The following is a 14,105-nucleotide window of genomic DNA, read 5'->3' as shown; positions in this document are numbered from 1 at the left end:
CAATTCCCCATTCGTTCTAAGTCCGTCCAACAAGGCTGGCGACTACTGTAGCTAACTCAGCTGCTTCAATCGGTTTAGGTAAATGTAGCTGATAACCTTCTTGTATGGCTCGCATCCGATCTTCTGCTCTAGCATAAGCTGTCAACGCTGCTGCGGGAATATTTCCCCCTAATTCTGGGGGTTGCGATCGCAGTTTGCGGATCAAAGAGTAACCATCCTCTTGGGGCATACCGATGTCGCTGACTATAACATCTGGTTTCCACTGTGTAATTACCTGTAATGCTTCTGGAACTGATCCTACTGCCTTAACTTCGGCTTGGCACTGTTCGAGGACTGTGGTGATAAATTCACGGGTATCAGCTTGGTCATCTACAACCACCACACGCACGCCAAGGAGGGAGGGGGGAGAGGCGGGGGGGCAGAGGGGCAGGGGGGCACAGGGGCACAGGGGGGAACTCTTTAGAAGTGGTAGTTTGACTGTAAACGTCGCTCCTTGCTCTTTACCCGGACTATCTGCGTGGACAGTACCGCCATGTAATTCGACTAAATGACGGACGATCGCTAATCCTAGTCCTAATCCACCATAGCTTCTAGTGCTAGAACTATCAGCTTGACAAAAACGATCAAAGACGTAAGGAAGAAAGTCAGGATTAATACCAATACCTGTATCAATCACCTGAATTTGAGCATATTGATCCGTTGTCTGTTGTTTTTCTTGTCCACTGACTACTGACAATTGCACCTCTACCCGCCCTCCTGTGGGTGTGAATTTGATGGCATTGGATAGCAGATTCCAGATGATTTGCTGTAAGCGCTCGAAATCCCCAGAAACTAGAAATTGAGGATTTTCGGCAAGCTTGCCGTTTTCTGAGTGTTGATTGCTTTGGGATTGTACTTCTCTTGATTCGAGATTTTCGCCATTGATTCCTAATCCGCAATCTGAATTTGGCGTTTCTTTTGAGGGAATCAGGGAAAATCTCAAATCGATTTCCTTTGATTGGGCGGCTAGACTAACAGTCTCTAGGCTCGACTCAATCATGGAAACCAAATTACAAGTACGAACATTGAGGCGTAACTTACCTCTAATCATCCGCGATATATCCAGCAAGTCTTCAATTAGCTGAGTTTGTGCTTTGGCATTGCGCTCAATTGTCTCCGTAGCCCTAGCCATTTGGGTTTCATTGAGCTTGCTTCGTTGTAGTAATTGCGCCCAGCCAAGGATAGCGTTGAGAGGCGATCGCAACTCGTGAGACAATATCCCCAGAAACTCATCCTTCATGCGGTTAGCCTCTTGCAACTGCTCAGTTTGTAGTTGCAAAGAAGCAATTAAACTAGCCCGTTCCATTGCGATCGCTATTTGATCGCATACTGCTTGCATCATCCCCTTTTGATTTTCGGTGAAGCTTAACCGAGTGCGGCTGCCAAAAGAAAGAGTACCCAGCAACCGCCCTTGGGCAATCAATGGATAACCATAATAAGCAGTAATACCTAAAGAACGAAGCAATTCTGTTTTTGGGTCAGTTGATTGCTGGACATTCTCTAGAGCTATTGCACAACGCTCCTGGGCTACAGTACCACAAATCGCTTCACCATAAGCCAACGACTCAATTTCCTTTGCCAGTTCTGGGGAAATGCCACTGTAAGATCCCAACCGTATTACCTGAGAGCTATCCTCAACCAAATAGTTAAAGTAAACATCTAAACCAATTTGGTCTGCGAGTTTTCGGTAGACGCTATCAATTAGTATTACTGGTTGCTGACTCGATAGTAAATCGTTAGCTGTGTCGAATAGTAGCTTTAGCCTTTTGTAACCTAACGAGAGTGCTTTTTGTGCCTCCTTAAGGTTGCTGATATCTTGGAACACCAAGATACAGGTAGCTGGATGACCGTGCATTGCTGGCAGAGTATCGGCAAATATCAGTAGAGAGTGGACACCAGTGGGAGTATGCCAGTCTATCTCTAAACCATCTAGACGTTCGCCAAGGGCAACCCGCACTCCTGGCATTTGCTCATTGGGGATGCGATCGCCAGCCGCATCTGTATAGTGGTAAACTGTGTGATACTCTGCCGCTGGTACGCCTTTGGGAAATTCGCCCCCAGCTAATTCGTCAGCAGAGCGATTGGCAAAAGTGACCCGCGCCGTTCCCGGTTCGATAAACAGTAAGGGTCTTGGCATCAGATTTAACACATTCTCTAGCCATTTGTGCTGATTTAGAAGTATTTCCTCTGCCTGTTTGCGCTCCGTAATATCCAAAAATGCACCGATACATCCTCTGGTTTTACCATCTTCGTCAAACAGGGGTGCAACGTACTCCAACAGCCTGACAAGTTTTCCATTTTCATGGATGACATCGATTTCAAAATCCAGAACTTCGACACCATGAGCAGCAGAGTACTGCATCGGGAGTTCCTCTGCTGATAATTCCCTTCCTTCTCGGTAGATTTTAAAGGCTGTCGGTCTTTCGTCACTAGGGGCACTGAGGGAGGCATTTGTATCTGATGATATCCCTAACTGTTTGGCAAAAGCAGGGTTGACCTTGATATTTTGGCATTCTGGATCTTCGGCAATGCCAATTCCAATGGGGATTACATCTAACAAAGTTTGTAACTCAGTAATGCGACGCTGTAGATCCCTATTTAGTTGTAATATTTGTTCCTTAGCTTGTTTTTGTTCGCTGATGTTGCGAGTCACAGTTGCTAGGGCAATTGGCTGACCTGTATTCTTGTCTGTAACAGTGAAGATGTTGTAATCAACTGGTATTGGTTGACCTGTTTGGAGATGCCGGAAGCCGAATTCACCCTGCCAGCGCCCTTGTAATAGCACAGTTGGCAGAATATGTTCTTGAAGATAGGCTTTGTCTTTAGGCATAACGTAATCGAATACTGCTTTTTGCCTCGCCTCGTCAAGACTGGCAAGCCCTACCAGCTTTTGACCTGCATCGTTGATGTAAAGTAATTGACCCTCAAGGGTGGTTATACCAATAAAGTCAGAGCTATTTTCTACCAGCGATACTAATTTTTGTTGCTCTGCTTCTGCTTGCTTGCGATCGCTTAAGTCGAGGATAAATGCTACTGACTCTTCCCGGTTTTCTCCTAGCAGCACGTAACCAACTAAAACCGGGATGCGGCTACCATCCTTGCGAATATATTCTTTCTCGTAGGGCGTACAAGCAGCATTGGCATTTCCTTGTGCTTCGGCGACACCCCGCTCATCTAAGTATCGATATTCTGGTGCTGTGAGATTGCTCCAACTTACCCTACCTGCTAACAAATCCTCCCGCGTGTAACCAATCATCCTCAGATATTCGTCGTTTGCCTTGTGGATACCACCGTACACATCGCCAAACAGAATCCCGATGACGTTAGAATCTACGAAACTCCCCAGTTTAGCTTCGTAGGTTCTCACTACTTCTTGGGCAAGGTCGCGTTGATGGCTGAGGCGTTCAATAACCGACGCACTTTGCCAAACCAAAATAGTAAAAATTACAATTAGAATAATGGCAAATAGCGACACTGCAAAAGCCGGGCCATATTTTTCTGCCCTTTGACCTTCAACAATTAACCACCCCAATACAAAAGGTACTGCGATCGCGGCAACTAATAAACGACGTGCAAGTAAGCCGCCATAAGTATCACCTGTAACTACCCTCATGAACCCCTGTTCTGCCCGCGCCCATAGAATGCCTATACTTAGTAAAATGAACAATACTGCTGTGTGTAAGGCCATTGATGTTGTATAAGGGGCAAGTCCATAAAGAACTTGCACCTTGTAGGCATAGCCCATGAGCGCCTGAAAGGAAATTAAAGTAGCTACCAGAGCAAGAATCTGGGCATACCAATAACTGCGCTGGGTTTTTGGATGAATTAGAATCTGTACGCCTACGCTAACCAGCATAAAGTTCAGTGCTGTATTCACCCCCATTCGCCCCGGATGCGATGTCGCTATGCTAGTTGGCGAATCACGGAACACCAGTTCATCAATGCCAAGATTCCAGACAAACACGTATTCACAGAGTGTGAGAACAGCAATTGTGGTGACAGCTATTGCACAGACCCTAGAAATTAGCAGAGTGAGTCGGTTCAACGAACCCCCTTTGGCATTGCGGGCTGTGGAATTGTGGGGGTAATTTTGAATTATTCTTTCTTTGCTGCTTCCTTGCTCCTCTGTTCTTAAAAATAACCACAGCGACAGACCACACAGTACAAAACACAGTGCTGTGTTGACTTTCATTGTGGCAGGACTACCGGGAAAGCCGCGCTTAAGAACTTCAATGCCAAGCCACCAGCCAACTAGTACTAAACTGCCAACCAAAATGGGGATTGCACTTGCGACTTTGGCCACAAGTGAATTGCCAGGGATTTTCAAGATATCTTGCAGCCGCAAGCGGTTAACGTTTAACATTGAGTGTTCTCTAACCGCATCTATCTAGCGTAGTAAATTTCAGTATTTCTTACAGGTTAGTCCTTTATAACCTTTGTATTTTAGGCTACCTATTGACTTACTTTTCATCTACCCATATGCATATTTTTTCTTGGATAATTTAGAGTATGGGCATTGGGCATTGGGCATTGGGAATTGGGAACCCCAACCAAGTCTTACTAATATTCCCTCCCAGTAACCAATCCCCAGTACCCAGTCCCCAGTCCCCAATCCCCATTTCAAAATTGCAGAGTATGACGCTGACCATCGTCTTGGAAACGTTGCTCTCCAACACCAACAACTTCTACAATCACTTCACGCGGTGGAGGTGTCCATTCCCCTTCTCTCGCTTCAATTTCCACTACTATTTGGTTAGCTTCAGTAAATACACTTATATTTGTCAGTGAAAACCTTGTATTTTGATACTTGTTTGTGTGGCCATCATCTTCAAATAGCTGATATTCATTATTACCAGACCAAATCCGTAATCGGATCTCATCGAGTGGGGCTTGATCAACGTATTGCCTGACAGGTTGCATGGGAACGATCGCACCACCACGGACATACAGTGGCATTCTTTCCAGTGGTGCATGAGCAAGAATGTGAATCGGGCCTTCGTAGCGATCGCCACTCCACCAATCATACCAAGTGCCAGCGGGTAGGTAGACAGACCGATGCTCAACTCCAGGGCGGTAAATTGGTGCAGCCATCAGCGACGCACCTAACAATACTTGATCGTAGAGAGTATAAGTTTTCAGATCGTTGGGGAAGTGGTACAATAATGGTCTTAAAATAGGTGCGCCTGTCGTTACCGCTTCCCAAAAAAGAGTGTAGATGTAGGGAAGTAGTTGATAACGTAAATTAATGTATTCTCGACAGATATCTTCAACGCGATCGCCAAATACCCAAGGTTCATGACGAGCAGTAGACATTGCCGAGTGGCCGCGCATCAATGGGTAAAGCATTCCCACCTGCATCCACCGAGCGAATAATTCGGCTGTGGCGTTACCAGCAAATCCACCAATATCGCAACCCACAAACGCTACACCCGAAAGTCCCATGTTGCAAAGCATCGGCAGAGACATTTCTAAATGCTCCCACAACGATTGGTTATCTCCCATCCACACAGAAGACCAGCGTTGCACACCAGCATAACCCGATCGCGTTAACACAAACGATCGCTCTGAACTTCGATGCCGTTGCAACCCTTCATAACAAGCTTTAGCCATCATCAACCCATACAAGTTATGCACTTCTGTATGAGTCACATCAATTTTGGATTTTGGATTTTGGATTTTGGATTGAAAGTTCTCCTCTGCCCCCCTGCTCCCCTGCTCCCCTGCTCCCCTGCTCCCCTGTGGTGCATCTAGCGGAAACCAAATCTTTTCACCATCATCGCCGAAAGGGCGATCGTTTATGGCAGGTTCATTCATATCATTCCAAATTCCTGCCACCCCAATATCAGTTAGGCTTTTGTGTAAATCAGCCCACCAGTTAGACACATCAGGACGTAAAAAGTCAGGAAAAACAGCTTTTTCAGGCCAAACATAGCCGTGGAACAACGCACCATCAGCTTTACGTACAAAATAGTCGTTTTCTATTCCTTGATCAAAAACATCATAATTTGCTTCTGGTTCATACTTCACACCAGGATCAATGATTGTGACTGTTTTGAAACCATCCTTTGCTAAATCACTAATGAGTTTTGCCGGGTTTGGGAAGCGTTGAGGACTCCAAGTAAACACCCGATAGCCGCGCATATAGTCAATATCTAAGTGAATAACATCGCAGGGAATACGACGTTGGCGAAATTCCTTGGCTAATTCCCGCACAACGTTTTCTGATTCGTAACTCCAGCGGCATTGATGATAACCTAGCGCCCATTTCGGTGGTAGCGGCATTCTCCCAGTTAGCTGAGTGTAAGTATTCAAGATTTGGGCTGGTTCGGGGCCGTAAATAATGTAATAATCCAATTCACCGCCACGAGTCTCCATTTTCAAAATACCTGGTTGTTCAGCACCGATATCGAACTGACTCCAAAAAGTGGTGTTGAAAAAGATGCCATAGCTTACCTGCGGACGCAAAGCCATAAAAAATGGAATTGCTTGGTACATTTCATCAGTAAGTGCATCATAATCTAAAGCATCCGTTGTCCAGTTGGTTTTTACCTCGCTGAGTTTATCCAGCCAGCCAGTGCGTTCACCAAAGCCATAGAAATGTTCGTCGGCTGCAATTTCCTTCCACCCTGCAACTGCGCCCATCCGCCAACCCATCCCCATATCTGCATCTTGGGCAAAGGGACGATTAGCTTTGTCGAAACAGGCGATGCGACATCTTTCCCGCTGAACGCACACACGAATCTGTGATGTTTCAATTTCTACCGTTGCTTCAGTTTCCTTTACTGCAAAAGGTGTTGTCGCCCATTCTGCATCATCTCGCGTCACAGCCCAAGAACGGCGAGGTATAAATTCCCCGCTTGGTGCGAAACGCACGCGGATTAAGTTGGGAGCAAGTACGCTGAGGGTAAGGCGTGAGTTGCCACAGTCAAAATTAATAATATTATTGTCCCAGGTTACAGCTTTTACATTGCTAACTGTTGTCCAAGGTTGATTCGTTGTGGGTAGTTTTCCGAAATATTGCGGCATATCAGTTATTCAGCTGGTTAATACTTGTCCGCATTCATGATTACAGACATACCTAGCCTCAAACTCTTTCTTTCGCTAGAAGTTGAGTGCAAAATTAGCAGATATTTTTGGGCAAAGGTGATTTTGTAATGCACAAGTTTCTGTAGGGGAACTCCAAAAAATAAATTATCCAATTTTTGGAATCACAACGACTTTTCCTCCCCCTGCTCCCCTGCCCTAAAAGCGATGGGATTATTTGGAAGTCCCTAGCTACTATACTCCATACAGCCCATCTCAGAAACTTAATCTTGCCATTCCCAAGGCTCAAAGCTTATCTAGATGCCGAGAGATATTCTTCACCATTCTTTGTGGCTTTTGCGAGTAAGTCGCGGACTTCTTCATCGGTAGTTTGGGGAAAGTCTGTGTACCAAAGACCAACGCTGTGGAAAGGACTAGGTGTCGAGACACAAACGATTTCGTCTACCTCAGCTTCCAACTCTTGGCAAGTTTCAGGTGCGGCCACAGGCACAGCAATCACAATCTCAGCCGGTTGCTGTTTTCGTACAGCCACAACAGCAGCCCACATAGTTGCACCTGTGGCTAAACCATCATCTACCAAGATGACTGTGCGTCCCTGTAAGTCTGGAAAGGGGCGATTTCCGCGATAAAGCCGTTCTCGTCGTTCTAACTCCCGTTCTTCTTGGACTGCAACTCTGGCAATTACTTCGTCGGATATCTTCACCAGACTAATAATATATTCATTAATTATCCGCACACCACCAGATGCGATCGCTCCCATAGCTAGTTCTTCTTGATCAGGTACACCCAATTTACGTACTACCAAAACATCTAAGGGAGCATTTAATGCTTGAGCAACTTCAAAAGCAACGGGTACGCCACCTCTTGGTAGTCCTAATACCAGGACATCTGGGCAGTTAGCATAAGCCCCTAACTCCCTAGCCAAAACTTGACCCGCAAATCTCCGATCTTTGAATAGCATGGTGTGACATCCCTAAATAGGTTTCAAAAAATTAAATATTTACATAAATATTTACACGTATTTTTTCGTTGGCTATCCACCTCAAAAAATGGATCAAATTCTAAACTTTTCGTTATGGTCAGATGTTCTGAACTGATCATAGAAAGCTAAATATTCCCTGTCCTCTGACTAACGGAACGACATCTTCGATCTATAGTTCTATCAAACGAATGAGTTACCTTTAATGGACAAAGATTTTTGCATCTTTGGCTAACACAATTTCACGAATCCACACTCAATAGGCGTCCCAAGGTGGCTTTTTGATACGACACGGTGATGCGGTGAACACTGTAGACGTAGACAATTCGTGTTAGCGCTGAAGCGAATCCATTGCATTAGAATGAGCGTCATATACCGACTCTTAAAGCTTGCTACGCGCACCGGCGAAGGTTGAAGAAGGCAGGAGGCAGAAGGCAGGATAGCGCAGCGTTAGCGAGTCCGCGAGCGTCGGGAGAAGGCAGGAGGCAGAAGGGAAGAATTTGGTGGGGATTCAAACCCCCACTAAATAAGTGCCACTGAAATCTCTGATTCAGTGGGGGACTCAAACCCTTGCTCCCTCCGGTCGCGGCAAAGGACAGGAGGTAGTATTCCTCCTGCCTCCTGCCTCCTGCCTCCTGCCCTCTGCCTTTCTTATTGAAAACTACTATTAATTAAGTTTTCTCCCACTTCCCAATCTTTGCTGTTAAACTTTTACTGAGTATTTTTTTAAACTCTATCTTAAGAAATAATTACTTAATTACTGGCTTATGCGAAAATCTATGAGAATACAGTAATAATTCAATTGTTAATTCTTCGCCTACCCCCTTCTACTTACATTATATTAATACTAGCTTTACATTACCCCTTAATTGTAAATATGAGATAATACACCATATACTTATTCATCATCTAATGCTTAGTATTACAGAGAAAAACTCATCTAAGTTACCCGCCTAACACTTTTGAATAAAAATTAATAGGGTAGAATAACTGAATATTGCTCAACTATTTTTAAAATCAAAAGCAGGATTTTTTAATGATCAGTTTAAGTAATTCAGAAAACAGTACAGTTAGCAGCATCGCCGCCACTAAGAGGCTGGCAAGGGCAATGATGGTTTCTGGCGGAGAGTTTTCACTGTTACTAGCTTGTTGTAACTGTGTTCAAAGGCAGCAGCAAGTACTAAATTTGTTAACAGAATTTTCATCAGCAGATATCCACGAAATTTTGCTCTCACCTGCGGCTGACAAACTTTATACAGCTATTACCACTGAAATTGGTGCAACTCAACCCGAAGCTTTGATGGTACGGGGTTTAGAATCTGTAGTGGCAATTAATCAACTAATCATCAGCACCAATATCATGCGAGATGAGTTTCGGAAACAGTTTCGGTTTCCCTTGGTGTTATGGGTTAATGATGAAATTCTGTGCAAGCTAGTCTGGCTAGCACCCGATTTCAAAGACTGGGCAGCTAGTACTATTAGATTTGATATACCTAACAATCAGTTAGTTGAATCTGAACAACAAGCCATCAGCGCTTAATATTGCCTGAGATTATTTTTAAAATATTGTATATCTTAAATTGAGCCGAGCAAAACCTCAGCTAAAGTTCTGTCGTATTCTCTTATAAAATTACTTTTATTGAGTGGTCATTGGTCATTGTTGACATACTCACCGACCCTTCTTTCTCGGTGATTCTGGAGTAATAAGTAATAAGTAATAAGTAATAAGTAATAAGTAATGAGTAAATACCCATTTCTTATCCACTCCTTACTCATTACTCATTACTCATTACTTATTTAAAGTCCTTTCACCGATGATAAAAAGCCGTCCTCAAAAGACGGGGCTTCTCTACGAGACGCTTCGCGAACAGACCCAAGTTTTTGGTCATTGGTCATTGTTGAATACCCTGTCCTTTGTGGGCGGAAAAACTTTGTCTTTTATAGGACAATACGGTTCAGTTAAGGTTACTGGTATAGATAATTTGTCTTTGAAGACGCGATGAATCGCCGTCTCTACAAGTGTTTTGGGCTTATCTGAACTGTATTGTTTTATAGGACTAATTCAAACCATGTTAAAGAGTGGACTGGTTTCTCTTGGACTAATGACTAATGACTCATACCAATTCTTTATGAAGCTGCATAGAAGTCGATCCCCCCTAGCTCCCCTTAAAAAGGGGGGAATTCAAAGTCCCCCTTTTTAAGGGGGATTTAGGGGGATCAAGATATGTGCAACTTCACATTAGATTGGTATCAGCACAGCGTTTTGATTGAGTTCATCTTCATACAAAATTTGTATAAGGAACAAACAATCACTATATCAGCGTCTTTGTTTATATCTGTTTCAGAAGACAAATATCAAACTAATTCCAACTAGTGAAGTTCTGGAATTGTATATTTTATTGTCTATTAATGACTGGATACTATTTTTGAGTTATATAACTCTTGAATAACATTTCTATATTACTATGAAATCCATGCTGAAAAACTACTTTAACACCAATCAAGGGCGATTTTTAACTGCTTTGGTTTTGACGGGTATTTTGTCTGTTGCTAGCACTTTAACACTTATTAAAGATGCTACGGGTGCTTCTTTGAACTTATCACTAGAAACAAGCAATGAAGTTCTCAAAGACAATGTTAAACCCAACCGCTTGCCACGTCCAGTAGCTAATGCGGTACTGCGAGATTTAGCCCGTAGAGAGGGAATTTTCACCAGCCAACTGCAAATTATTAACTATAATCAACAGACTTGGCGCAATGGTTGCTTGGAACTACCTCAACCTGATGAAATCTGCACCCAAGCGTTAGTTCCGGGTTGGCAGATTGTGGTATCTAATGGCAAAAAAAACTGGATTTATCATACTAATAATAATGGGCGATCGCTACGTTTAGCTTCGGCAAATACCCCCTCAGAAAATCTACCAGTTAAATTACCCACATCTGTAAAAAATGCTGTTTTGCGGGCTGCATCCAGACGTTTGCAAAAGCCAATTTCTCAGCTAACCATTATTCAGGCTCAACAGCAAACTTGGAGAGATAGCTGTTTAGAATTAGCTAATGCTGATGAATTCTGTACCCAAGCTTTAGTACAAGGCTGGCGGGTGGTTGTCGGTGCAGTTGATCAAACCTTGGTTTATCACACCAATCAAACAGGTTCCGCACTCAGACTGAATCAAAACGCTAATGAAAATACACAAGCCCCTGTAAAAATTCCAGTCAGCGAGTTACCACCACCGTTAGATCGAGATATAGTATTTCGGCAAATCTCCAGTGGTGGTATTACTGGCAGAACATACGAGACTGTTTTACTCAAAGATGGGTTATTGATTCGGGTGCGTATTGGTGATGCCAATGATTCTGAACGTAGTGTCCGCCGCGTTTCTGTGCAACAGGTGCAACAATTTGTGCGATCGCTAGAACGTTCCCAGTTTAGTAAATTCCAGAATCTTAGTTACCCAGCCCCCAGCGGTTCTGCTGACTATATTACCTACACTCTCACCAGCCAACAGGGTACTGTTCAATATAACGATATTTCTCAAAATAACCTGCCAAAGAATTTACAGACAGCAGTCAAAGCCTGGAATCAGATCGTAGCCAGCGCACAATAATAAAAAACTCCACGCCACTTGCGGGATGGAGTTTTTGGGCATGGGGAAGAAGTTACCAATGCCCAATGCCCGAAGCGGCGGGGCGGCTGTCCCTCTGCACCCACAAGGGGATGGAGTTTCCCGCCGCTTTCAAAAAAGTTAGGAGCGATCGCTTGAGAATAACTGATAAAGTTGAGCTACGCAAAGTTGAAAACAGTGACCTATGCCTGCGTTTCTATTAGAAGTTGGTACAGAAGAATTACCTGCAAGCTTTCTCAGTGATGCCTTAATACAGTGGCGAGAGCGCATTCCTCAAAGTTTGGAAGCAAACAGCATCAAGGGCGAAAGTGTCCAGGTGTATGGTACTCCTCGGCGTCTGGCGGTAGTGATTAAAGGTCTACCATCCCAGCAACCAGACCGAGAAGAAGAAATTAAAGGCCCCCCCGCCCAAGCTGCCTTTAAAGATGGTCAACCGACAGCCGCCGCCGCCGGTTTTGCTAAAAAGCAAGGTGTGGAATTAGATGCGCTGTCTGTTCGCCCCACTGACAAAGGGGAATTTGTCTTTGTGCAAAAAAGAATTCTTGGTCGTTCTGTCGCGGAAATTTTGACAGAACTTGTTCCCCAGTGGATTTGGGGTTTGGAAGGTAAACGATTGATGCGTTGGGGTGACGGGGATGCGAGGTTTTCCCGACCAATTCGTTGGTTGGTAGCTTTGTTAGACGAAACGGTGCTACCTCTAGAATTGGTGAACGGTTCTAAAACGATTCAGAGCGATCGCATTTCTCAAGGTCATCGGGTTTTACATCCTGAACCTGTGACAATTGCCCAAGCTACCGATTATGTTACCGACCTCAAGTCTGCTTATGTCACCGTTGACCCAGAAGAACGGTCAAATCTGATCAAAGAACAAGTAAAAGCAGTAGCAGAGAATTTAGGCGGTTATACAGTCATTTACCCCGATTTGTTAGCAGAAGTAACCAACCTTGTAGAATATCCTTCCGCAGTTGTCGGGAAATTTGAACCAGAATTTTTGGAATTACCAACTGAAGTAATTACTGAAGTTATGGTTACTCACCAGCGTTATTTTCCTGTATTCAAACCAGATAGTTCTCAGCAAGAATTATTGCCCAATTTCATCACCATTTCTAATGCTGATCCCAAAAAATCAGATATTGTCGCCGTTGGGAATGAAAGAGTAATTCGTGCCAGATTAGCTGATGGCAGATTTTTCTACGAAGCTGATTTAACCAAACCAATAGAAAGCTTTTTACCCCAGTTAGAAAAAGTTACTTTCCAAGAAGAATTGGGTTCGGTGCGTACCAAGATAGATAGAGTAGTGAAGATTGCCGAGCAAATAAGCACCCAATTAGAATTAGCGGAAAATCAAAGCCAAAAAATCCAACGTGCTGCTTTATTATGTAAAGCAGATTTGGTGACACAAATGGTGTATGAATTCCCGGAATTGCAAGGCATCATGGGAGAAAAATATGCCTTAGCCAGTGGTGAAGATGCGGAAGTAGCAAAGGCAATTTATCAACATTATTTGCCAACGGGAGCCGGTGACAATTTACCCGAAACACTCACAGGTCAAATTGTCGGTTTGGCAGATAGATTAGATACCTTGGTAAGTATCTTTGGTTTAGGTTTAATTCCCACTGGTTCCTCCGATCCCTTCGCCTTGCGTCGGGCTGCTAATGCTGTAGTTAAAATTACTTGGTTTTATAATCTGCCGATAAATTTAGATAATTTATTGGCACAAATAGCAACAGATTTTGCAGCAAAATACCACAAAGATCAGGCATCATTAACCACAGCATTACAAGAGTTTTTCTTGCAACGCATCCGCACCTTGCTGCAAGAAGAAAAGCAGATTGATTACGATTTAGTAAATGCAGTTTTGGGAGAAAATGACCCAGAATATACAGAACGGACGTTAAAGGATTTATTGGATGTACGCGATCGCGCCTTGTACTTACAACAAATCCGTAACGATAGTACTTTAGATAACATCTACGAAACAGTTAACCGTTCCACACGATTAGCCGCTCAAGGTGATTTGGATACAAAACAGCTAGAACCAGCAACGGTAGTTCGTCCAGAATTATTCCAAAAGCCCTCAGAAGACGCTTTGTATAAAGCCTTAATCGAATCAGTACCGGAAACTCAAGCAGCACAGCAGACACGAAATTATCAACTGTTAGTAGCAGCACTAGCAAAAATTTCTCCAGCAGTTAGTAACTTTTTTGATGGCCCAGATAGCGTTTTAGTTATGGATTCCGATCCAGAAGTCAAGCGTAATCGGTTACATCTACTCGGATTAGTTCGCAATCATGCCCGTGTTTTAGCTGACTTTGGTGCGATCGTCAAAAATCTGTAGCGTAGGTCAACAAAAACTTGTGTAATTTTTGCCAAGAAGCGCTACTATAGGGAGTGCTTAACCAGGGACTCTGCTGCAA

General features: G+C 43.8%; 7 protein-coding genes. 4 read left to right on the top strand and 3 right to left on the bottom strand.

Annotation, left to right across the window (positions count from 1 at the left end; translation table 11 throughout):
- Positions 1–16: 16 nt before the first annotated feature.
- The 3 genes from A4S05_RS26540 to A4S05_RS26530 form a co-directional block, all read right to left on the bottom strand.
- Entirely contained in the window at positions 17–4,402 is a 4,386-nt protein-coding gene (locus tag A4S05_RS26540) for a PAS domain S-box protein (protein WP_069072777.1), read from the bottom strand.
- A 257-nt stretch (positions 4,403–4,659) separates the two neighbouring features.
- Complete coding sequence (locus tag A4S05_RS26535) at positions 4,660–7,065, bottom strand: glycoside hydrolase family 31 protein (protein ID WP_069072776.1); 2,406 nt, start codon at positions 7,063–7,065, stop codon at positions 4,660–4,662.
- 310 nt (positions 7,066–7,375) lie between these two features.
- Positions 7,376–8,044 carry a phosphoribosyltransferase gene (locus tag A4S05_RS26530; RefSeq protein ID WP_069072775.1) on the bottom strand — a complete coding sequence of 223 codons (669 nt, stop codon included), beginning with the start codon at positions 8,042–8,044 and terminating at the stop codon, positions 7,376–7,378.
- 1,054 nt (positions 8,045–9,098) lie between these two features.
- Here A4S05_RS26530 and A4S05_RS26525 point away from each other — a divergent pair.
- The 4 genes from A4S05_RS26525 to glyS all read left to right on the top strand — a co-directional run bounded on the left by A4S05_RS26525 (position 9,099) and on the right by glyS (position 14,026).
- On the top strand, positions 9,099–9,602 hold the full coding sequence (locus A4S05_RS26525; protein WP_069072774.1) for a hypothetical protein: 504 nt from the start codon (positions 9,099–9,101) through the stop codon (positions 9,600–9,602).
- A 925-nt stretch (positions 9,603–10,527) separates the two neighbouring features.
- Positions 10,528–11,670, top strand: a complete 1,143-nt coding sequence (locus A4S05_RS26520; RefSeq protein WP_069072773.1) for a hypothetical protein — start codon at positions 10,528–10,530, stop codon at positions 11,668–11,670.
- Between the two features lie 18 nt (positions 11,671–11,688).
- Positions 11,689–11,826 (top strand): hypothetical protein, encoded by a 138-nt coding sequence (locus A4S05_RS42065; RefSeq protein ID WP_176727116.1) that lies wholly within the window; start codon positions 11,689–11,691, stop codon positions 11,824–11,826.
- A 46-nt stretch (positions 11,827–11,872) separates the two neighbouring features.
- Positions 11,873–14,026 (top strand): glycine--tRNA ligase subunit beta, encoded by a 2,154-nt coding sequence (gene glyS, locus A4S05_RS26515; protein WP_069072772.1) that lies wholly within the window; start codon positions 11,873–11,875, stop codon positions 14,024–14,026.
- Positions 14,027–14,105 lie beyond the last annotated feature (79 nt).

This window comes from Nostoc sp. KVJ20 (assembly GCF_001712795.1).
Classification (GTDB): Bacteria; Cyanobacteriota; Cyanobacteriia; order Cyanobacteriales; family Nostocaceae; genus Nostoc.
The sequence above is the reverse complement of the archived record's forward strand: the minus strand, read 5'-3'. Positions and strand labels throughout refer to the sequence as shown.

What these genes read in the sequence shown, in the direction of transcription:
- A4S05_RS26540 (WP_069072777.1), bottom strand. Translation starts at nt 4,402, where the DNA reads ATGTTAAACGTTAACCGCTTGCGGCTGCAAGATATCTTGAAAATCCCT.
- A4S05_RS26535 (WP_069072776.1), bottom strand. Translation starts at nt 7,065, where the DNA reads ATGCCGCAATATTTCGGAAAACTACCCACAACGAATCAACCTTGGACA.
- A4S05_RS26530 (WP_069072775.1), bottom strand. Translation starts at nt 8,044, where the DNA reads ATGCTATTCAAAGATCGGAGATTTGCGGGTCAAGTTTTGGCTAGGGAG.
- A4S05_RS26525 (WP_069072774.1), top strand. Translation starts at nt 9,099, where the DNA reads ATGATCAGTTTAAGTAATTCAGAAAACAGTACAGTTAGCAGCATCGCC.
- A4S05_RS26520 (WP_069072773.1), top strand. Translation starts at nt 10,528, where the DNA reads ATGAAATCCATGCTGAAAAACTACTTTAACACCAATCAAGGGCGATTT.
- glyS (WP_069072772.1), top strand. Translation starts at nt 11,873, where the DNA reads ATGCCTGCGTTTCTATTAGAAGTTGGTACAGAAGAATTACCTGCAAGC.